Below are 19,623 nucleotides of genomic sequence, written 5' to 3' on the forward strand. Positions count from 1 at the left end.
AGGTGAATCCCACATGTTAAAAATTCGTTTGACTCGTTTAGGTGCTAAAAAAGCTCCTTTCTACCGTATCGTAGTTGCTGACGCACGTGCTCCACGTGAAGGTCGTCCTGTTGACACAATTGGTCAATATGATGCTACTAAACAACCAGCTATCGTTAATGTAGACGAAGAAAAAGCTTTGGCTTGGTTAGCTAAAGGTGCTCAGCCTACTGACACTGTTCGCTCCTTGTTCAAAAAACAAGGCGTTATGCAAAAATTTGCAGACGCTAAAAAGTAATTAATAGAGAGGCATACTGTGATGATAGAATTAATTTCATTAATTGCGAAATCATTAGTGAAGCAGCCTGATGCCGTTTCTGTTACCATGGTCCAAAAGGGCAATGTTGAGGTGTATGAACTTCATGTAGCTCCAGAGGATATGGGTAAAGTCATCGGAAAACAAGGTCGAATTGCAAAAGCAATTCGCTCTGTGGTGAAAGCGGCGGCTATTAAAGAGAACAAAAAGATATCTGTTGATATTGTTTAAAAGGGAGTATTCCAATGGAAGAAATGACATTACGTGTCCCTGTAGCAGTAAAAGCAAAGGTAACAGAAGAGTTGAAAAACAAGATTGTTACTGATCTTGAAGCTCGTCTTGATATGGTGACTAAAGATTTAGAAGCAATTGAATTTCAAGCTCAACGTATTTTAGCTGATGCAGCTAAAGTTGACGCTTCTAGTCTTACGGCTATTCGTCAACAAATCGACGAAGAGAAAAATAAACGCTTGGCTTTCAAAGAAGAAGTAACAGCTAAATTGAAAGACGCTCAAGGTTTGGCTTTGGGAACTGAAATTCCTCAAGGTACATTAGAGCAAACAGTTACCGTTAAAATCGGGGATAATTTGGATGCCATGATGGGCGCTGAAATCCTATTAGAAGACGGTAAAATCGTTGCGTTTCGTCAATAATGAAGCCTAACGATTTCATCACTATAGGTGTTATCATCGCCCCGCACGGCGTGCGGGGTGATCTTCGTATTATGCCTCAAACCGATTTTCCAGAACGGTTTATGCATATGGATGCCTGTTACATCGATGGTAAAGAATACCACGTTGCATCCGCACGATTTCATAAGCAATTTGTACTAGCATCCTTTAAAGAAATTCCTGATCGTAACACAGCTGAATTATTCAGTAAGAAAGAAATTCAAGTACGCCGTGAAGATTTGGTAGAATTACCAGAAGGTCGTTATTACATCTTTGATATCATTGGTCTTGAGGTACAAGATACTAAGGGTAATGTGCTTGGCACAGTTACCGAGGTTTTGCAACCTGGTGCTAATGACGTATACGTGGTTTCCAAAGATGGGGAACCAGATCAATTATTTGCAGCCATTGAAGAGGTCGTTAAAGACATCGATGTGGAACATAAATTGATGATCGTAGATCCGCCTGAATGGATATAATCCTTTGGGCGGTTTTCTTTTATCTACATATAGGTATATTATGGTAAAAGTTATATAATATAGCTATATGTAGATAATGCTAATGAGTTAAAATGATTTAATTAGAGTTAATAAGTACAGAGGATGGTCTATGCGTATCGATATCGTATCTTTATTTCCAGAGTTTTTTGATGCTTTTTTTAGTCATTCCATCATAAAACGCGCTATCGAGGCGGAACGCTTGTCTATGGGCGTAACTAACCCTCGGGACTTTAGTCATAATAAACATGGTCAAGTAGATGATACGCCGTATGGTGGCGGTGCTGGCATGCTGATGATGGCACCTCCTATCTTTGAGACGGTAGAATCTGTTATTGCTCAATATGATAGCGATATTAATAGTGCCTATTCTATAGATGAGATGTGTGATGAAATGAGTCTTATTGGTAATCCTAGTGAAAGTATACGACGTCGTGTTATTTTTATGGGGCCTACAGGGCAACCTTTTACACAAGAAAAAGCTCGTGAACTAGCGACGTACGATCAATTGGTGCTCATTTGTGGTCATTATGAAGGTGTCGATTATCGCGTAGAGGAACATTTAGTAGATGAAACTATTTCAATTGGGGACTATGTATTAACAGGTGGAGAATTACCAGCTATGGTTGTAGCCGATGCAGTAGCTCGTATGATTCCTGGCGTATTAGGTGCAGCTAGTGGGGCCCAAGAGGATTCCTTTTATGAGCCTTTATTAGAATGTCCTCAATATACAAAGCCTCCAGAATTCAGAGGATGGGTTGTACCAGATGTATTGCGCAGTGGTCATCATAAAAACATTGCTACGTGGCGACAAAAGGAAGCCTTAAAGCGGACGCGATTGTTGCGGCCCGATTTATTGGAACGACCATTAACAAAAGAGGAAATTAAACTTTTAAAAGAAATTGTTGAAGAAGAGTCTAGGCTATGAATTTTAAGTGTTATGATGTTGTAGAGATTCAGGGAAAGCGATACGTAGTTATTGAAGTTATCTCCTATCAAGAATTCATCATAGAAAAGACAGTGAATTATACTCTTAATGATGAAATGTATAATAATGAATTAGGTACTCATAAAGGGGCTAAGAATTGGACCGAATATGGTCTTATGCCAGTGGATGGTGAAGATAAAAAATGGCTCACCATTGTAAATGGGGAAAAAGACTATTGTACCTTTTCAGAGACTGTTTTACGTTCAACGCCGCCTAAAGGATATAAACTGTACGATAAAGGCTTACAACGCGTCATGTCTGTTGAGGGTGAAAGTAAAGCTAGAAGCGGTGATAAGGCCGATTATAAAGAATATAGATCAATTAAAAAGGATAAAACCTATGTATTCTTTATTGAGGACTGGCATGGTGGTTTGACGGATCAGGCTCAAGGTGAGCGGATTCGTTTGTCTGATGTACATCGACGGCGAGATCAGGCTGCTCAAGCAGCGAGTAAAAAGATTCGTAATGCAGCTCGCAGAAAAGAATGGACACGATTGGGTCTGAGTTGGGGAATCATTTTATTCTTTTTGGGTTATTTATTCGTAGGAGATATGACTTGGCATGAATTGCGTGATGAAGTGGGATTCCCCTATACCATGGAGGAGCGCATTAAGGATTCCTATTATTATGAACCGCAGGGTACAAAAGACGGTTTGATGGTATATACGTCTAAGCAAGATCCTAATGCAACGGCTATCGACCTTATCGATGCTATATATGGCAAGGTTTACACCATTAAACAAGATACTAAGTCTCCTGAGCGGTGGATTGTTATTTATACGACTAAAGATGTATCTGTTATTAGTGTGGTCAATGGCACTACGTATGTTGAAGTGGGGCAATTAAAAAACTTGTCAGATTCGGAGAATACACGCATAGCGACTATTAGAAATGACAGTGAAGTATTGTTACGATATGCGTATATGGTGGAATTAAAGAATAAGCAGGGTCGTAAGACGTTATCAAATATAATAAAAGATTGAGATAGTATTGATTTCAGTTACGAAATCAAACGAAGGAATATTATATGTATGAACCAAGTAAGAATACTGTTTACATAGCCATAGCCTTTACATCTATAGCAGCTCTAGTAGGCGCTTGTTCGTATTGGGACGATATTAGCTATGCTCTATGTGATGTGGTCAAACCAGAATTAAATAATGGTGAAGTGCGGCTCGTTGATGATGAAGGTAAAAGCTATACCTTGATTAATCACGGTGATGGAAAAGAAACTGCACTCTATGATGATGCAGAAAAATCTGTTACCTTTCATCGTGATGAGAAAGGCAATATTATATGGGATGCAGGCTTAGCCAGTTTGATTCCAACTTTGGCGGTAGGTTACTATGCGTTCCATGGCTTTTCAGCTCCAACGGCATATATGGATGCACCTAGTATGACCTATCGCGCTACATCACCTCTTACCCCTTTTGATGCAAGTACAGGCGCTAGTAAATCTAATAGTGCAAGAGTGGCTAGAACTATTAATGAAATGACTAGAAATCGTTACAATACTAAAACGAGTAATCGAGCACATAGAATTGGTGAAAAGTATGGCTTTGGTAGTGTAGGGGCTCGAACTTCGAGCGGCGCCTCTTAATGAAAGGATGAACAATGAAATCCTATATTGATGAGCTTGATAGAAATATATTTAATTTCGTGGAATATGAAGGGTATGATGATCGGTATCCTTCCTTGTCTATGCAGGCCTTTTCATCCGACTTTTACGATGAAATTCGTCATGCTTCACGTAGATTATTTCAAATATTTTGTAAAGCTGCAAAAGTATTTCAAATGGCACCAGATGACTTTGCTCGAAATATGGATATGCCAGACAATTTAATTCCTTACTTACATAAGTCGAATGCTTTAGGGTTACCGACGTGGTTATCACGCTTTGATTTTGTTCTCGATGTAAATGGCAATTTGCGGATGGTAGAACTTAATGCAGATACGCCATGTTTTCTTATTGAAAGCTATTATGCCAATGAAGTGGCAGCTAATTATGTAGGACGAAAACATCCTAATATAGAATGCCGAAAAGAATTACATACATTTTTAAAGCGCATGTATGATGCTGTTTTATCTGCTAAGTATGGTAGAAACCAATATGAATCTATGCGGGCAAATAGAGAGAGCTTACCTAAGGATCCCTTTGTATTCTCTTGTTTTCATGATTATTTTGAAGACTACGGTACAACACAATTCCTTATGAGGGAATTAAAAACAGCCTGTCCTGAGGCAGTTACGCGATTCATATCCTTTTATGATATGAAGATTGATGATGAGGGCATTCCTTTAGAAGATGGTAGTCATGCGACTCTATTATATCGATTGCATCCAATGGAACTTTTGATTGATGAACAAACACCTGATAATGAACCTTTGGGTGAGATGTTTTTAGATCTGTACGAGGAGAATAGATTTGCTCTTTTTAATCCGCCAGAGGCAATTATTTTACAAAACAAATCATTTATGTCCTTAGTATATGCATTGTATTTAACAGATCAATTTTTTACGAAACCAGATCGAGATATCATCGAGCGTTATTTGGCACCATCCTATTTTGAAAATGATTTTTCAGCTCTTGATGATGGCCTTTATATTCAAAAGGAGATTTGGGGCCGTGAAGGAAGGCATGTACAAGTTGTTCAAAAGCGTGGTGATACATCTGAGCTTTACATGGAAAAGCTAGTTGATAACTATGACGATATTGTTTGTCGCGATAGTAAAAAGGTTATGTATCAAGACTTTATACAGCAGAAACGTTTTACTCATACAGTTGATTGTGGAGTGAAAGATGGATTTTTAACCTTATCCTGTTTTATGCTTGGTGATCAAGCTTCTGCGGTAGGATGCCGTTTTTCTCCGGAAGAGATAGCTGGTACAGAAGCATACTTTGTACCATTACTAATAGAGTAAGTGAAATACTATGGAATTTGTGGCTATATAGTATATTAAACGAATGATAATAGGTTTACTTCGCAGCAGTTGTGGTTATGTCTATTTTAGCGAGGGTGCGTATGGAGTTTAATTGTTATGATGTCTTAGAGGTTCATGGCAGCCGTTATGTAATCACTGAGAAAATTAAATATATAGAGATTATTCCAAAAGCAGATAAGGAACAATCCTATAGGGGCCAGCCGTCTATGACAAAATCACCAGGTGATTATTGGCATGAATATGGACTAGAGGCTGTTGAGGGAATCGATAAAATATGGTTAACCATTGAGTACAATGATAATGAATGGTGTACCGTATCTAGAACATCCTTTCATACACGGCCGGGGAAAGATTTTACATTACATCAAATCGGCTTAGAAAAGGTTGTCGATGTGGATGGTGAAAGTGGTGCCTCCGTAGGGGACCGCGCAGGATATCGAGAATATCAGCTACCTTGTGAAGGTAGTGCTAGTGTATTCTTTGAAGAAGAGTGGTTTGAAGGTAAAAAAATGTTTGCCGAAGGATCACGAGTGCCCTTGGTGAACATTCGTCTTTGTAATGATGCAGCCGCTCAAGCTATTAAGCAAAAGATGCGTAACAAATCAATGAAAAAGAGGTTTGGATCTATTGCTGTTGGCGTGGGGTATGGTGTACTATTTTTACTATTTCTATTTTGGTCGGACAATGATTTGTCTTGGCATAGTATACGCGCTATGTTTGGAGTGCCTTACACGGCAAAAGAACATATGCATGACACATCTGCATATTATACAAAAACAGATTCGGATAGCGACTATGTATACACGTCTACACTAGATCCTGTTAGTACCGCATTAGACTTGATTGATTCTGTGAATGGTGATATTAAGAATGAGCGGGATAACTTAGAAGAGGGACATGAAGTTATTGTATTTTATTCTGGGGACTTGGTGTATCTCATCACTAATACGGATGGACAAACTAGGGTTAAGGTATGTGAACAATCAAAATTAACACAAGAGGATTGGAAAATTATTGATCGTACATTAATTAGCTCTCATATACTCGATAACTATGCGACCATGGTTCGACTAGGGGATAATACGGGACGCGAACGATTGTATCCTACCAGCAACTCTAACAACACATCCAATACAAAATTATATTATTAGGAGGCTTATTATGATTTATATACCAGATGTATTATTGACAATTTTTTATGCTTGCTTTGGCATTATACTGATGTTGACAGCGAACACGGTTATCGATTTCTTCGTGCCTGGAAAATTTAGTGAAGAAATTAAGCGTGGTAACTGTGCTGTGGCGTGGCTTTCAGCGGGATCATTTATCGGTATCGGTGAAATTTTGCGCGCTGTTATTATGTCACCAGCCGTGACTACGGCTGATACGTCTCTGTTACATGGCATTGTAGCCAGTGTTGTATACGCTGTGCTAGGTATTATACTATTTGTAACGGGCTATATGTTTATCAATATTTGGCATCGTAAATATAAATTATCCGAAGAAATTATGCGTGGTAATACAGCGGCTGGTATTCTTATATTTGGCATTTTCGTAGGTCTTGCTCTTGTTATTAGCGGTGCTGTGCACTAAGGGAGCGTTTTATGTATAAGCCAAGTAAGAAAACCATATACCTTACAGGTGCTTTCGCCACAGTTGCTGGTCTTGTAGGTGTGTATTCCTACTGGAACGATATCTCCTATGCTGTGTGTGATAAGGTTTATCCAGAGGCAAATGAGGGGGAGGTTCGATTAAAGGATAGTCAAGGTAATCGGTATTCTCTTTTAAACCATGGCGATGGAAAAGAAACCGCCTTGTATGATGATAATCGTTCAGTTACCTTTCACCGTGATAATGGTGGAAACTTAGTGTGGGATGCTGGTTTGGCAAGTTTGTTACCAACTATTGCAGCTGGGTATTATATATTTCATGGGTTTAATCCTCCTACGGCACGTATGGATGGACGAACTATGACGTATCGCGTGGCATCGCCATTAAAACCGTATGAACAACCTAATGAATATACGTCATCAGGATCAACTATACATGGCTATGGAGGTGGAAGAAGCTTTCGTAGTTATGAGAATAATAGAAGTAAGAAAGCATCATCTATAGGGCAAAAGTCTGGTTTTGGCAGTGCTGGTGCACGGTCTAGTGCTTCATAATGGATGCGATGACACTATATGTTGATGGAAGTTGTTTAGAAATTAGGAGATTTAGCATTGGCAAATTTATATATTGGGCTCGTTCATTATCCGATTATGAATAAGCATAAAGATGTGATAACGACGGCCATTACTAATTATGATATTCACGATATTGCACGCGCATCTATCACCTATGATGTATCTAAATATTTTGTGATTCATAATATACCGGCTCAACGAGAATTAGCAGCTACCATTATGGAACATTGGAAATCTGGTTTTGGTAGTACCTATAATCCAGATAGAAAAGATGCTTTCACAGGTGTCGAACTCGTTAATTCTATCGCTGTGGCAGTGCGTACTATCGAGGAACTGGAAGGGGTAAAACCTATCGTAGCAACTACCGATGCTAGAACTTATGATAATACAATTTCCTATGCACGGATGCGTGAACACCTTGAAAATGAGGGCCGCCCTGTGTTAGTATTATTTGGTACCGGTTATGGTATGACAAAAGAAACGATGGAAAGCTTTGACTATATTTTAGAACCTATATATGGCCATGGTGAATACAATCATTTATCTGTGCGTAGTGCCGTTTCAATCATCTTAGATCGATTGCGGGGCGAGGCATGGTGGAATAAATAGGAGGCGTCTATGTCAGGACATTCAAAATGGGCAAATATTAAACATAAAAAAGGTAAAACTGATGCGTTGAAGGCTAAACTAGCTACGAAAATCGGTCGTGAAATTACCGTTGCAGCACGCATGGGTGGTGCCGATCCAACAGGTAATATGCGTTTGAAATTGGCTTTGCAAAAAGCTCGTGAAAACAATATTCCTAAGGATAATATTCAACGTGCCATCGATAAAGGTGTTGGTGCAACAGATATGAACGCATACGAGGAAATCGTATATGAAGGTTATGGCCCTGCAGGCGTTGCTGTTACTGTAGAGGTTATGACGGATAATCGTAATCGTGCAGCTGCTGACGTGCGTCATGCCTTTTCTAAACAAGGTGGTAACCTTGGTGAAAGCGGTTGTGTAGGCTGGATGTTCAAATCCAAAGGCGTATTCGTTATCGATAAAGAAGGTCATGACGAAGACGAAGTGACTATGCTAGCTCTTGAAGCTGGTGCAGAAGATCTTAAATCTGAAGATGATGTATTTGAAATTTATACAACTCCTGAAGATTATGATGCAGTAGAAACAGCCCTTGCTGATGCGGGGATTGAAACTGTTGTGGCAAAAATTACAATGATTCCAGATACAACAATTGAGCTAGTTGGTGACGATGCTGTTAAAATGCAAAAAATGCTCGACGTATTGGATGATCTTGATGATGTACAAAATGTATATCATAATGGTATTTTGCCAGACGACGAAGAATAATAATAAAGTTAAGGAGTACTCTTGCGGTACTCCTAATTTTTTTATTGCATTAAACTATATCTAATGTAAAAAGGTAATAAAATTACCATTATTTCATGAATTTCGATGTTCTAATATGCTATAATAAAATAGATTATGATTCAGAGGTAGGCGATTGCTTATCTCATTTTTAAGCTAAGGGGGTTGGAGTGCGAATTATAGGAATCGACCCAGGTACGGCAATTTGCGGGTATGGCATTATTGACGTAAAGGGGAGTAAACTAACGCCAGTAGTCTATGGGGCTATTACGACCCCTAAGGAATTGACAGACTCACAGCGCTTAGAAATATTATTTAATGATCTAAGTGATATTTTAGAGGAATACAAACCAGATAAATTTGGCGTAGAGGAACTTTTTTTTAATCGGAATGTAACGACGGCAATTAAGGTGGGGCAAGCTCGTGGCGTTATTTTACTCGCTGCAGAGCAACAACAAATACCTTTATATGAATATACGCCATTGCAAATTAAACAGGCTGTTACCGGTTATGGTAAGGCCGATAAAAATCAGGTCATTTATATGACTATGAACATTTTGGGGATTCGTGAGAAAATTAAGCCTGATGATACGGCTGATGCATTGGCTGTAGCTATCTGTACGGCGCATAGTTCTCACCAAGATAGATTGATGAGGTTAGTTAAATGATTGGGTATGTACGAGGCATAGTGACACATCTATTCAAGGAATCTTGTTATATAGATGTACATGGTGTAGGGTACCGTGTATATGTGCCAACCACTACACGACAACAATTAATAGAGGGAAAAGAAGCCACTTTGTACACCTATCTCAATGTCCGTGAAGATGCGATGCAGCTGTATGGATTTTGGACAGAAGATGAATATGAACTTTTTATTCTCCTTATATCTGTATCTGGCATTGGACCAAAGGTTGGCTTAGGTATTTTATCCGGCATGACGCCAGAGGCTTTCAAACTGGCTGTCATTAATGGACAGGTACAACAATTAACTAAACTACCTGGTATAGGTAAGAAGTCGGCAGAACGTCTTGTTCTTGAATTAAAGGATAAGCTGGTGAAGATGATACACATCAGCGTTGAGTCGCCAGATGCGATTCAGCCTATTGGTGTGATTCATAGTGGCCCAAGCGGCGAAGCTATTGAGGCCCTTGTATCATTAGGGTATGCACAAAAAGAAGTTGAAGCATTGGTTGAATCGCTAAATGATGGTACAAAAGATGTGTCAGCGTTAATCAAAGCTTGTTTAGTTGAACTTGGGAAAGGACATTAGCCATGAACGAAGAAGTGCGCCTTATGGGCGGCGGCAATCGAGAAGAGGATATATGGCAATACAGTCTACGACCTAAGTATTTTAATGAATATATTGGGCAACGAGAGGCTAAGGATAACCTGAATATTTATATTCAAGCGGCCAAGCAACGTGGGGAGGCATTAGATCATGTTCTTTTGTATGGCCCACCAGGGCTTGGTAAGACTACCTTGGCTGGGATTATTGCTAATGAGCTAGGGGTTAATTTTCGTATAACATCTGGGCCAGCTATTGAAAAGGCTGGTGACTTAGCTGCCATTTTAACTAATCTCGATGAACACGATGTTTTGTTTATCGATGAAATTCATAGGTTGTCACGAAGTGTAGAAGAGGTATTGTACTCTGCTATGGAGGATTATGCCTTGGATATCATTATTGGCAAGGGACCTAGTGCTCGCTCCGTTCGTATTGATCTCCCCAAATTTACATTGGTTGGTGCTACGACGAGAGCGGGGGCTCTAGCAGCGCCCTTGCGTGATCGATTTGGTATCGTGAGCCGTTTAGAATATTATAAGCAAGATGAGTTAGAGTTTATCGTGACTCGTGCTGCGGAGATTTTAAATATTGGTATTGAGACCGCTGGTGCTAGTGAAATAGCACGCCGCTCAAGAGGAACACCGCGTATTGCGAATCGATTGTTAAAACGGGTTCGCGATTTTGCACAAGTTGTGGGGAATGGTGTTATCACTGCAGATATTGCAGATGAAGCGCTTAAGCGTTTGCATGTGGACAAGATGGGACTTGACCGCATTGATAGACGAGTGTTGAAATGTATTATTGATAAGTATGACGGTGGCCCTGTGGGGATAGAAACAATAGCGGCTGCTGTTAGTGAAGAGAGAGATACCATCGAAGATGTGTATGAACCATATTTGATGCAATTAGGCTTTTTAGGTAGAACGCCGAGGGGGCGTGTGGCTACAAAATTGGCTTATGATCATCTAGGTATTTCGCAAACAGGGAAATAAAATGAAAACGAAACAATTACCATTAATGATTATGACAACTTTATTGTTGGGTATTCATAGCTTTGGAACAGTTGATGCTGCACAGGTTGTGGGAAAATCTGGAACAAAACCTGCTGTATCCAAATCTTCAACAGGTGCTACAGGCAAATCTTCTGTGAAAGCTGTGCGTGGAACTGTTGGAAAATCCACGTTTAAACCGCTTGTTACAAAACCGGCGCCAAAGGTTACTGCACAATCAAACGTAAAACTAAAGGGTACGACCGTAGCCAATGCAAAACCAAAGGTTGCTAATACTACTGCTGTAAAACCGAAGATTACAACTTCTACTACAGCATCTCGTGTAACGGCCACGGTGGTGACGAAGAATCAAGTAGAACAAGTAACAACGCGGGTACGTGTAGAAAATACACCAGATGTACGCGTTTTACTGGGCAGTCGTCGTCAAGATGCTTCTGTGTCCAGTGCTAGTGGTGTAACTGTTCTTAATAGCGCTAAAGGTAAGATAGAAAGTCATAAGGTTGTATCTGTAGGAATTCGAGGCAATAAAATTGCTGTTAATGGAAAGGCTATTGACTCTGTTGTTACATTGAAACCTGCTAGTGGTGATATTTTTACCTTTGAAGGAAAATCATACCGCGGCGCTCTTACATTACGAGCGAATAATGGGACTATGATGGTTATTAATGAAGTACCATTGGAATCTTATTTATATGGTGTTGTACCACAAGAGGCAATTCCATCGTGGCCGGCTGCAGCTTTAGAAGCACAAGCAGTAGCGGCTCGTACGTATGCACTTCATACGATGGAACAAAACAAAAACCAGCTCTATGATGTGAGTACCTCTACAGACCATCAAGTATATGGTGGTGTGAGCGGTGAAACACATAGCACTACAGCTGCTGTTAATCATACGAAAGGTATTGTTATGTTGTATAACAATCGTCCTATCAATGCATTGTTCCATTCTGATGGGGGCGGTTATACAGAGGATAGTGTTAATGTATGGGGAAATGATATCCCTTATTTGAAAGGCGTAAAGGATTATAGTAATAGTAGCTCCAGTGCATCTAACTGGACTGTATCCACAAATCGTCATGCCTTAGAAGGTAAATTAAATGCCGCTAGTAAAGGGGTAGGAAAATTGAAGAGCATTCAATTGACACCATTAGGTAATCCTGGCAAAGCTACATCAGATAGAGGTGTATCTGGTCGTATTAAATCGGCCACCTTTGTAGGAACAGCTGGGAAGGTAACCTTAAGTGGCGATGATTTACGCGGTATTTTAGGATTAAAATCAACATTATTTGATTTTTACGTTAATCATAATCCAGTAAGTTCAACAGGTAAGTCCTACCATACTTTCACAGGTAAAAATGATACTGTATTTATCAAAGGTTATGGTTGGGGACATGGACTTGGCATGTCTCAATGGGGTGCCGCTGAAATGGCAAAAAAAGCTGGTTCAGGGGATACTAATTACTATCAAACAATTTTAAAGCACTATTATAGTGGTATTACATTGAAAAAAATGTATTAAGGAAAAGAATGAAAGTTACAGATTTTGATTATGATTTACCAGAGGAGCTCATCGCTCAACATCCAGTAGAGCCACGCGATACATCGCGCTTGCTTACATTGGATAAAATAACTGGTGAATATACACATAAAGAACATTTTTACGAATTACTCGATGAATTGCAGGATGGTGATGTTCTTGTATTTAATAATACGAAGGTTATTCCTGCTCGATTGTATGGTTATCGTGAAGGTTCTGGCGGCAAGGTCGAAGTATTGTTGTTAACACCATGTGGTGAAAATCGCTGGGAATGTCTTGTTAAGCCAGGTAAGAAATGTCCAATCGGCCAAGTCATTGTGTTTGATGAACGCTTAAAGGCGACTGTTATAGAGAAGACTGATTTTGGTGGTCGCATTGTTGAGTTTGCTTGTGATGGTGTATTCGATGATATCATACAAGATATTGGGGAGATGCCACTACCGCCTTATATTCACGAAAAATTAGAAGATAAAGATCGGTATCAAACGGTGTATGCAAAGGAAAAAGGTTCTGCCGCTGCACCAACAGCTGGGCTACACTTTACACCTGAATTATTGGAGAAAATTAAAGCTAAAGGTGTAGAGTTAGAGTTTGTTACACTTCATGTAGGCTTAGGCACCTTTAGACCTGTATCTGTTGATAACATTGAAAATCACGATATGCATAGTGAATTTTACAGCGTGTCTGAAGATACGGCCCGTCGTATTAATGAGGCGAAAGAAAAGGGTAAGCGAATTATTGCTGTAGGTACTACATCAATTCGCACCTTAGAATCTGCTTCTACCGATGACGGTGTATTACATGCTACTAGCGGGTGGACTAAGATTTTTATTTACCCAGGTTATAAATTTAAAATGGTAGATGCATTGGTCACAAATTTCCACTTGCCACAATCTACATTATTAATGCTTATTAGTGCATTGGCTGGTCGTGAACATTGTTTAGCGGCTTATGAGGCTGCTGTAAAAGAACGGTATCGATTCTTTAGCTTTGGCGATGCCATGTTTATACGTTAGGAGATTCTATGCCGAGTATTACATATGAACTACAGAAAACCTGTCCTCATACGGGGGCTCGCGCGGGTCTGTTACATACGCCGCATGGCACGTATGAGACGCCTATGTTTATGCCCGTTGGGACGCAGGCTACAGTAAAAACAATGACACCTGAAGAATTAAAAGTCATTGGTTCACAGGTGATTTTAAGCAATACGTATCATTTGTTTTTAAGACCCGGTCCTGAACTCGTAGAAGAAGCAGGTGGCCTTCATAAATTTATGAATTGGGATCAAGCTATTTTGACTGATAGCGGTGGATTCCAAGTATTCAGCTTAGGCGATATGCGTAAGATTACGGAAGAAGGTGTAACCTTTAGATCTCATATCGATGGATCTAAACAATTTCTTTCCCCAGAGGTGGCTACAAAAGTACAGGAACAACTTGGATCTGATATTGCGATGGCCTTTGATGAATGTATTCCTTATCCTGCGGACCATGATTATGCGAAACGCTCTACAGCGCGTACTACCCGTTGGGCACATCGATGTCAAGAGGCTCGTCATGCTCATGATAGACAAGGTATGTTCGGCATTGTGCAAGGCGGTATGTATAAAGACTTGCGCAAACAAAGTGTAGCTGAATTAGTGGCGATGGACTTTGAAGGATACAGCATTGGTGGTTTATCTGTAGGGGAACCTCACGATTTGATGAATGAAATTCTCGAATATACAACACCTTTGTTGCCAACGAATAAAGCTCGTTATTTGATGGGCGTTGGTACAGCCGATTGTTTGGTAGAAGGTGTAGCACGCGGTATTGATATGTTTGACTGTGTATATCCAACACGGGTTGCGAGAAACGGAATGGCCATGACATGGCATGGGCGACTCAATATTCGCAATGCTCAATTTGCTCATGATTGGGGTCCTTTAGAAGAAGGTTGCCAATGTTATACATGTAAAAATTTTTCTCGTGCTTACGTACGCCATCTATATAAGGCGGAAGAAATTTTAGCATTGAGACTCGTTACATATCATAATTTATATTTCTTATTAGAGTTTATGCGCCAAATGCGCAAAGCTATTTTAGAGGATCGATTCCCGCAATTTAGAATGCAATTTTGGGATAACTTTAATAAATAATATAAAAAAACTAGTCAAATTCATTTTGAATAGATATACTTATAAAGATAAGATGAATTTTAGTGAGGAGGATTACCAATGGGTGATATCGAACAAATTTTACAAACCAGCTGGCCAATTCTTTTAATGGTCGTAATTTTCTATTTCTTGTTGTGGCGTCCACAAAAGAAACAACAAAAAGAACGTGCTAATCTTCTAAGCAGCTTGAAAAAAGGTCAAAAAATTGTAACTATTGGTGGTATCTATGGCGAAATCATCGAACTTGATGATGAAAAGGTTAAGGTACAAGTAGCGGAAAAGGTTGAAATGACTTTTGCTCGTACTGCTATCGCATCAGTAGTTTCTAAGAAAAAATAAGGAAGCTAGTAATGATAACCAAAGAAGCAGTGCGCCAGGCGTGCAAGTCCCAGCGCGCTGCTTTATCTATTGCAGATTGTGCATCTTGGACCTCTAAGTTGTGCCAAGAAATTCTCCAACTAGAACAGTATGAACATGCACAATCAATTATGGCTTATTTAGCAATGCCTAAAGAAGCCAACTTGGATGATGTTATAGAACATGCCTTACATGCGGGTAAACGCGTTTATGTACCTGTTTGTATTGATAAGACAACGATGATTGCCGTACGTTTACATAATCTTGATGATGTAGTTCACGGTGTTCTGAATATTCGTGTACCTAAAGAACCATATGAAATCATAGATCCTAAGGATATAGATTTGATTTTGGTGCCTGGTTCCGGATTCGACCGAAACGGTGGTCGTATGGGTATGGGGAATGGTTATTATGACCGTTTCCTAAAAGAACTTTCACCATCTAACTACATCGCTGTCGCATGGCAAGTACAAATTATGGATAAGCCCATACCGATGGAACGCTATGACCAACGTATGCCCGCTATCGTTACAGAACAGGGTGTAATTCATGTCAATTAGAAGGGAGCAATAATTTTGAGAGGCAAGGCTATAGTTAAATTCTTAGTCGTTATTGCTGCTATTATTGGTTGTTTTGCGTATTTTATTGAACCCTTAGCAGGTTCATTAAAACAAGGCCTTGATTTGCAAGGCGGTACGCACATTGTGCTAGAAGCAGAGGATACTGAACATGGCACAGCCGATAGTGATGCGGTAGAACGAGCAAAACAGATTCTTGAACGTCGTATTAATGAAATGGGTTTGTCAGAACCTATCGTGCAACGTGAAGGGGCAAAACGTATTATCATTGAATTGCCAGGTGTTAAAGATCCTGATGAAGCAATGAAACGTATCGGTAAAACAGCGGTCCTTGAATTTAAGAATGAAAAGGGCGAAACTGTTATGACCGGTGATGATCTTAAAGATGCAAAAGAGGAAATGGGTCAAAACAAACAACCTCTAGTTGCAATCGAGCTTAGTGATGAAGGCGCAAAGAAATTTGCTGATCTAACATCTAAGAATATCGGTCGGCACATTGCAATCACTCTTGATGGTGATGTGTTGACAAATCCTGTGGTTCAACAAGCTATTACTGGTGGTAAAGCTACAATTTCTGGTAGTCAATCACTAGAAGAAGCTAAAGATTTAGCAATCCTTTTACGCTCTGGTGCATTGCCTGTAAAAATCAATGTCCTTGAAGTGCGTACCGTAGGTCCTTCTTTGGGGCAAGACTCTAAAGATAAATCTGTAGTTGCCTTTGGCGCTGGTATCGCTATGATTATGGTCTTCTTGCTCGTGCTATACCGCTTATCTGGTTTCGTTGCCAATGTGGCGTTGCTCGTATATGTTATGCTGTTATTGCTCGTATTAGGCAAAGGTTTTAATGCGACTATGACATTACCGGGTATTGCGGGTATTATCTTATCTATGGGTGTTGCCGTAGATGCGAATATCCTTATTTTTGAACGTTTTAAAGAAGAGGTTTTCTCTGGTAAATCCATGCGTGTTGCTATGGAAGCTGGTTTCAAACGTGCCCTTTCCACCATTACTGATGCGAACGTATCCGTTATTATTACGGCGGGGATTTTGACTCTATTGGGGTCTGGGCCGGTAAAAGGCTTTGCTATCAGCTTGGGCCTTGGTGTTGTAGTAAGTATGTTTACTGCTATCACTGTAAGTCATTTCTTACTTCGTTTATTGATTGATTGTAACTTTACCAATCATCCATTCTGGTTTGGTGCTAATATCTCACCAAGTAAAAGTGCTGATGTCTTTGCACCGAAATCCTTGAAAGGAGGTAAACGCAAATGAGTTTCAACGTAATTAAACATCATCGTTGGTGGTTTGTGATCTCCTCCATTCTTGTAATCGCTAGTTTAATATCTATTTTCTCAAAAGGTTTTAACTTTGGTATCGACTATACTGGTGGTACTATTGTTGAGGTCGTATTTGATCAACCTGTGGAGGTTAGTCAAGTGCGTGACGTTTTGAAGGAATATGGTCTTGAAAGTGCACAAATTCAGCTTTCAGGCGATACGACTGCTGAGACATCTGGTAAAGATGTAATGATTCGTACTCGTAATCTTGAGCCTAGCGAAAGTGCAGCTGTTGTAGATTCTATGACAAAAACTATTGGGACTAATACTGTTAAACGTATTGAAACCGTAGGTGCTGTTATCGGTTCTGAAGTAACACAACATGCTTTATTAAATCTTGTCATTGCTTTTGCCGTATTGGCTCTTTATATTTCTTATCGTTTTGAATATAAAATTGCTATATCTGCTTTGGCAGCTATTTTTCATGACTTGATTATGGTATTAGGTGTATTCTCCTTCTTCCAATTGGAAATTGATGCATCCTTCTTAGCGGCTATCTTAACTGTTGTAGGTTATTCTATGAATGAATCAGTTGTTATCTTCGACCGTGTCCGTGAAAATGCACATACACATAAACGTACCGATACATTTGCAGATTTGGCAAATGCATCCATTGAACAAAGTATTCATCGTAGTTTCTATACATTAGCTACAGTTATGTTTGCCTGTGTATCTCTATTCGTATTTGGTGGGGATACAACGAAGAACTTTGCTCTTTGTATGATTATTGGTTTCTCCAGTGGTGCGTATTCCTCTATTTGCGTAGCCACATCCTTATGGGTGCTTTGGAAAAATAGAAATAAGAACGACATTCGCAATCAATAATTTGATTGTTATGTTGAAAGTTAAACCTCCAGTTGCGTGTATCGTGATTGGAGGTTTTCTTATGCACGTATCCTTGTATTCTATAGAAATTGAGCGTACAATGATAGCATTATGGATTGATGTCTAGTTTAGAAAGTGTGATATTGTGAATCCTAATAGATTATGGAGCCCTGCTTTTATTACTTTCATCCATATTATTCTTCATTATAATGGGATTGTTTAATCTTACAACATCGCTTGAGACAATCTTTGTACTACGTGGATTACATGGTGCTATATTTGCATTAGCAACTACTGTTATGGCTGCCCTAGCCGTAGTAGTTTTACCAGCAGCCCGTAAAGGTGAAGGCATCAATATGTTTGCTGTATTTTCTAATATTGCCATGGTATTAGGACCGGCTGTAGGTTTATATGCATTACAGGCATATGGAAGCTCTATATTATATCTTTTCTTAACCATTATGACAGGTGTGGCTCTTGTGTTAAGTAATATGATTCGTTTACCTAAAGAACTAGCAAAACCAAAACACAAATCTAAGAAGGGATGGCACATATCTCAATTTATTGAAAAACGAAGTTTACCTTGGGCACTGATGGGTTTATTTATTGGCTTTACTTATTCGGGGGTTCTTGTATTTATTCCTATAGAATTAAATAGTATAGGAGCTGGTGTATGGGGAAGTGTATTCTTTGCACTATTTGCGTTGATGATTATAATAAGCAGACCTTTAGTTGGTAAGATATACGCTCGATATGGATCGCGTTTTGTTATTTATCCTGGCATTATCTTATTTATAATGGGTTTGGCTATACTTGGAATAGCTGATACACCTGTTGGCATTATAGGTACCGCCCCATTACTTGGTCTAGGTTATGGAGCTGCACAACCTGCATTCCAAGCTTTAGCAGTTCAATCGGCACCTATTGAAAGAGCTGGTGTATCTACGGCAACCTATTTTCTAGCACTTGATATTGCAGTAGGTGCAGGATCCATTATCTTAGCTATGATAGCTAATGCATTGGGTTATCAGTATTTATATCAAATTACGGCACTTATTATGGTGGTTGCTTTAGGGTTATATCATTTTATCATTAAAGGCTATTCAAATTTTGAGGTGTAATAGTTATTGTGGGAGGAGAAGCATATGAAACCTCTGTTTATAAAGATAGGTTTACTGTTGTAAGATGTACTATAAGTTACAAACGGTGCTCTAATATGAGGTATTAATGAAATTTTATAAAACTAGTAAAAAGATGTTGACGTATTTTTCGTTTATGATATACTAGTAAAAGTCGTTAGGACGCAGCGTAATTTCGAATGATAGCACTAATTAAAACCAATGAATTTAATTCAAAAAGTTTTGAAAAAGTGCTTGACGAAATACTCTGAACTTGGTATTATAATCAAGTCGCTAGCATACGAATGTGGTTAGCAAACAGATCTTTGAAAACTGAACAATGATAGGTAATCAATCAATATGATTGAACATATGCCAGAGTGCGGGTTTTGACAAAGTCAAAACCAACCATAATTCAAAGTTACATACATGTAACGACAACAAATAATGAGCTATTCAAATAG

General features: G+C 39.3%; 24 protein-coding genes. All 24 read left to right on the top strand.

The window, feature by feature from the left end; all coding sequences use genetic code 11:
* Positions 1 to 13: 13 nt before the first annotated feature.
* Positions 14 to 277 (top strand): 30S ribosomal protein S16, encoded by a 264-nt coding sequence (gene rpsP, locus VTHSUH11_RS01730; protein ID WP_004695565.1) that lies wholly within the window; start codon positions 14 to 16, stop codon positions 275 to 277.
* Positions 278 to 298: 21 nt separating this feature from the next.
* A complete protein-coding gene (locus VTHSUH11_RS01735) occupies positions 299 to 526 on the top strand; it encodes a KH domain-containing protein (protein WP_004695567.1) in 228 nt (75 codons plus the stop codon).
* Between the two features lie 14 nt (positions 527 to 540).
* Positions 541 to 948, top strand: a complete 408-nt coding sequence (locus VTHSUH11_RS01740; protein ID WP_059361747.1) for a YlqD family protein — start codon at positions 541 to 543, stop codon at positions 946 to 948.
* A complete protein-coding gene (gene rimM / locus VTHSUH11_RS01745; RefSeq protein ID WP_059361748.1) occupies positions 948 to 1,445 on the top strand; it encodes a ribosome maturation factor RimM in 498 nt (165 codons plus the stop codon). Before VTHSUH11_RS01740 ends, rimM begins: the two co-directional genes overlap by 1 nt.
* A 130-nt stretch (positions 1,446 to 1,575) precedes the next feature.
* Positions 1,576 to 2,391 (top strand): tRNA (guanosine(37)-N1)-methyltransferase TrmD, encoded by an 816-nt coding sequence (gene trmD / locus VTHSUH11_RS01750; protein WP_105092416.1) that lies wholly within the window; start codon positions 1,576 to 1,578, stop codon positions 2,389 to 2,391.
* On the top strand, positions 2,388 to 3,434 hold the full coding sequence (locus tag VTHSUH11_RS01755; RefSeq protein ID WP_105092417.1) for a DUF4178 domain-containing protein: 1,047 nt from the start codon (positions 2,388 to 2,390) through the stop codon (positions 3,432 to 3,434). The genes trmD and VTHSUH11_RS01755 overlap by 4 nt, the downstream gene beginning before the upstream one ends.
* Before the next feature lie 44 nt (positions 3,435 to 3,478).
* Positions 3,479 to 4,051: a hypothetical protein gene (locus VTHSUH11_RS01760; protein ID WP_105092418.1), complete on the top strand. Its 573-nt coding sequence runs from the start codon at positions 3,479 to 3,481 to the stop codon at positions 4,049 to 4,051.
* A 14-nt stretch (positions 4,052 to 4,065) separates the two neighbouring features.
* Positions 4,066 to 5,373 carry a glutathionylspermidine synthase family protein gene (locus tag VTHSUH11_RS01765; protein WP_105092419.1) on the top strand — a complete coding sequence of 436 codons (1,308 nt, stop codon included), beginning with the start codon at positions 4,066 to 4,068 and terminating at the stop codon, positions 5,371 to 5,373.
* A gap of 101 nt (positions 5,374 to 5,474) precedes the next feature.
* Positions 5,475 to 6,545, top strand: coding sequence for a hypothetical protein (locus VTHSUH11_RS01770; RefSeq protein WP_105092420.1), 1,071 nt, complete (start codon positions 5,475 to 5,477; stop codon positions 6,543 to 6,545).
* Between the two features lie 10 nt (positions 6,546 to 6,555).
* Positions 6,556 to 6,987: a DUF350 domain-containing protein gene (locus tag VTHSUH11_RS01775; RefSeq protein WP_105092421.1), complete on the top strand. Its 432-nt coding sequence runs from the start codon at positions 6,556 to 6,558 to the stop codon at positions 6,985 to 6,987.
* Between the two features lie 11 nt (positions 6,988 to 6,998).
* On the top strand, positions 6,999 to 7,559 hold the full coding sequence (locus tag VTHSUH11_RS01780; RefSeq protein ID WP_105092422.1) for a hypothetical protein: 561 nt from the start codon (positions 6,999 to 7,001) through the stop codon (positions 7,557 to 7,559).
* Between the two features lie 57 nt (positions 7,560 to 7,616).
* The gene (locus tag VTHSUH11_RS01785; protein ID WP_005377916.1) at positions 7,617 to 8,189 is read left to right on the top strand and encodes an RNA methyltransferase; all 573 of its coding nucleotides are present in this window, start codon (positions 7,617 to 7,619) and stop codon (positions 8,187 to 8,189) included.
* Between the two features lie 9 nt (positions 8,190 to 8,198).
* Entirely contained in the window at positions 8,199 to 8,933 is a 735-nt protein-coding gene (locus VTHSUH11_RS01790) for a YebC/PmpR family DNA-binding transcriptional regulator (protein ID WP_105092423.1), read from the top strand.
* 188 nt (positions 8,934 to 9,121) lie between these two features.
* Positions 9,122 to 9,619: a crossover junction endodeoxyribonuclease RuvC gene (gene ruvC, locus VTHSUH11_RS01795; RefSeq protein ID WP_105092424.1), complete on the top strand. Its 498-nt coding sequence runs from the start codon at positions 9,122 to 9,124 to the stop codon at positions 9,617 to 9,619.
* Positions 9,616 to 10,224, top strand: a complete 609-nt coding sequence (gene ruvA, locus VTHSUH11_RS01800) for a Holliday junction branch migration protein RuvA (protein WP_105092425.1) — start codon at positions 9,616 to 9,618, stop codon at positions 10,222 to 10,224. The genes ruvC and ruvA overlap by 4 nt, the downstream gene beginning before the upstream one ends.
* A gap of 2 nt (positions 10,225 to 10,226) precedes the next feature.
* On the top strand, positions 10,227 to 11,231 hold the full coding sequence (gene ruvB / locus VTHSUH11_RS01805) for a Holliday junction branch migration DNA helicase RuvB (RefSeq protein WP_105092426.1): 1,005 nt from the start codon (positions 10,227 to 10,229) through the stop codon (positions 11,229 to 11,231).
* Between the two features lies 1 nt (position 11,232).
* Positions 11,233 to 12,768: a SpoIID/LytB domain-containing protein gene (locus VTHSUH11_RS01810; RefSeq protein ID WP_105092427.1), complete on the top strand. Its 1,536-nt coding sequence runs from the start codon at positions 11,233 to 11,235 to the stop codon at positions 12,766 to 12,768.
* Positions 12,769 to 12,776: 8 nt separating this feature from the next.
* Entirely contained in the window at positions 12,777 to 13,802 is a 1,026-nt protein-coding gene (queA, locus tag VTHSUH11_RS01815; RefSeq protein ID WP_105092428.1) for a tRNA preQ1(34) S-adenosylmethionine ribosyltransferase-isomerase QueA, read from the top strand.
* Between the two features lie 8 nt (positions 13,803 to 13,810).
* Positions 13,811 to 14,926: a tRNA guanosine(34) transglycosylase Tgt gene (gene tgt, locus VTHSUH11_RS01820; protein WP_105092429.1), complete on the top strand. Its 1,116-nt coding sequence runs from the start codon at positions 13,811 to 13,813 to the stop codon at positions 14,924 to 14,926.
* 78 nt (positions 14,927 to 15,004) lie between these two features.
* Positions 15,005 to 15,283 carry a preprotein translocase subunit YajC gene (gene yajC / locus VTHSUH11_RS01825; protein WP_105092430.1) on the top strand — a complete coding sequence of 93 codons (279 nt, stop codon included), beginning with the start codon at positions 15,005 to 15,007 and terminating at the stop codon, positions 15,281 to 15,283.
* Between the two features lie 11 nt (positions 15,284 to 15,294).
* The gene (locus tag VTHSUH11_RS01830) at positions 15,295 to 15,861 is read left to right on the top strand and encodes a 5-formyltetrahydrofolate cyclo-ligase (RefSeq protein ID WP_105092431.1); all 567 of its coding nucleotides are present in this window, start codon (positions 15,295 to 15,297) and stop codon (positions 15,859 to 15,861) included.
* A gap of 15 nt (positions 15,862 to 15,876) precedes the next feature.
* On the top strand, positions 15,877 to 17,151 hold the full coding sequence (gene secD, locus VTHSUH11_RS01835; RefSeq protein WP_059361773.1) for a protein translocase subunit SecD: 1,275 nt from the start codon (positions 15,877 to 15,879) through the stop codon (positions 17,149 to 17,151).
* Positions 17,148 to 18,041, top strand: a complete 894-nt coding sequence (gene secF, locus VTHSUH11_RS01840) for a protein translocase subunit SecF (protein WP_059361775.1) — start codon at positions 17,148 to 17,150, stop codon at positions 18,039 to 18,041. The genes secD and secF overlap by 4 nt, the downstream gene beginning before the upstream one ends.
* A 170-nt stretch (positions 18,042 to 18,211) precedes the next feature.
* Positions 18,212 to 19,162 carry an MFS transporter gene (locus VTHSUH11_RS01845; RefSeq protein ID WP_280522993.1) on the top strand — a complete coding sequence of 317 codons (951 nt, stop codon included), beginning with the start codon at positions 18,212 to 18,214 and terminating at the stop codon, positions 19,160 to 19,162.
* Positions 19,163 to 19,623 lie beyond the last annotated feature (461 nt).

It is taken from the genome of Veillonella tobetsuensis (genome assembly GCF_002959935.1).
GTDB lineage: Bacteria > Bacillota > Negativicutes > Veillonellales > Veillonellaceae > Veillonella > Veillonella tobetsuensis.

Excerpts from the sequence above, each read along its gene's own strand:
- rpsP (WP_004695565.1), top strand. The coding sequence starts at position 14 with ATGTTAAAAATTCGTTTGACTCGTTTAGGTGCTAAAAAAGCTCCTTTC.
- VTHSUH11_RS01735 (WP_004695567.1), top strand. The coding sequence starts at position 299 with ATGATAGAATTAATTTCATTAATTGCGAAATCATTAGTGAAGCAGCCT.
- VTHSUH11_RS01740 (WP_059361747.1), top strand. The coding sequence starts at position 541 with ATGGAAGAAATGACATTACGTGTCCCTGTAGCAGTAAAAGCAAAGGTA.
- rimM (WP_059361748.1), top strand. The coding sequence starts at position 948 with ATGAAGCCTAACGATTTCATCACTATAGGTGTTATCATCGCCCCGCAC.
- trmD (WP_105092416.1), top strand. The coding sequence starts at position 1,576 with ATGCGTATCGATATCGTATCTTTATTTCCAGAGTTTTTTGATGCTTTT.
- VTHSUH11_RS01755 (WP_105092417.1), top strand. The coding sequence starts at position 2,388 with ATGAATTTTAAGTGTTATGATGTTGTAGAGATTCAGGGAAAGCGATAC.
- VTHSUH11_RS01760 (WP_105092418.1), top strand. The coding sequence starts at position 3,479 with ATGTATGAACCAAGTAAGAATACTGTTTACATAGCCATAGCCTTTACA.
- VTHSUH11_RS01765 (WP_105092419.1), top strand. The coding sequence starts at position 4,066 with ATGAAATCCTATATTGATGAGCTTGATAGAAATATATTTAATTTCGTG.
- VTHSUH11_RS01770 (WP_105092420.1), top strand. The coding sequence starts at position 5,475 with ATGGAGTTTAATTGTTATGATGTCTTAGAGGTTCATGGCAGCCGTTAT.
- VTHSUH11_RS01775 (WP_105092421.1), top strand. The coding sequence starts at position 6,556 with ATGATTTATATACCAGATGTATTATTGACAATTTTTTATGCTTGCTTT.
- VTHSUH11_RS01780 (WP_105092422.1), top strand. The coding sequence starts at position 6,999 with ATGTATAAGCCAAGTAAGAAAACCATATACCTTACAGGTGCTTTCGCC.
- VTHSUH11_RS01790 (WP_105092423.1), top strand. The coding sequence starts at position 8,199 with ATGTCAGGACATTCAAAATGGGCAAATATTAAACATAAAAAAGGTAAA.
- ruvA (WP_105092425.1), top strand. The coding sequence starts at position 9,616 with ATGATTGGGTATGTACGAGGCATAGTGACACATCTATTCAAGGAATCT.
- ruvB (WP_105092426.1), top strand. The coding sequence starts at position 10,227 with ATGAACGAAGAAGTGCGCCTTATGGGCGGCGGCAATCGAGAAGAGGAT.
- VTHSUH11_RS01810 (WP_105092427.1), top strand. The coding sequence starts at position 11,233 with ATGAAAACGAAACAATTACCATTAATGATTATGACAACTTTATTGTTG.
- queA (WP_105092428.1), top strand. The coding sequence starts at position 12,777 with ATGAAAGTTACAGATTTTGATTATGATTTACCAGAGGAGCTCATCGCT.
- tgt (WP_105092429.1), top strand. The coding sequence starts at position 13,811 with ATGCCGAGTATTACATATGAACTACAGAAAACCTGTCCTCATACGGGG.
- yajC (WP_105092430.1), top strand. The coding sequence starts at position 15,005 with ATGGGTGATATCGAACAAATTTTACAAACCAGCTGGCCAATTCTTTTA.
- VTHSUH11_RS01830 (WP_105092431.1), top strand. The coding sequence starts at position 15,295 with ATGATAACCAAAGAAGCAGTGCGCCAGGCGTGCAAGTCCCAGCGCGCT.
- secF (WP_059361775.1), top strand. The coding sequence starts at position 17,148 with ATGAGTTTCAACGTAATTAAACATCATCGTTGGTGGTTTGTGATCTCC.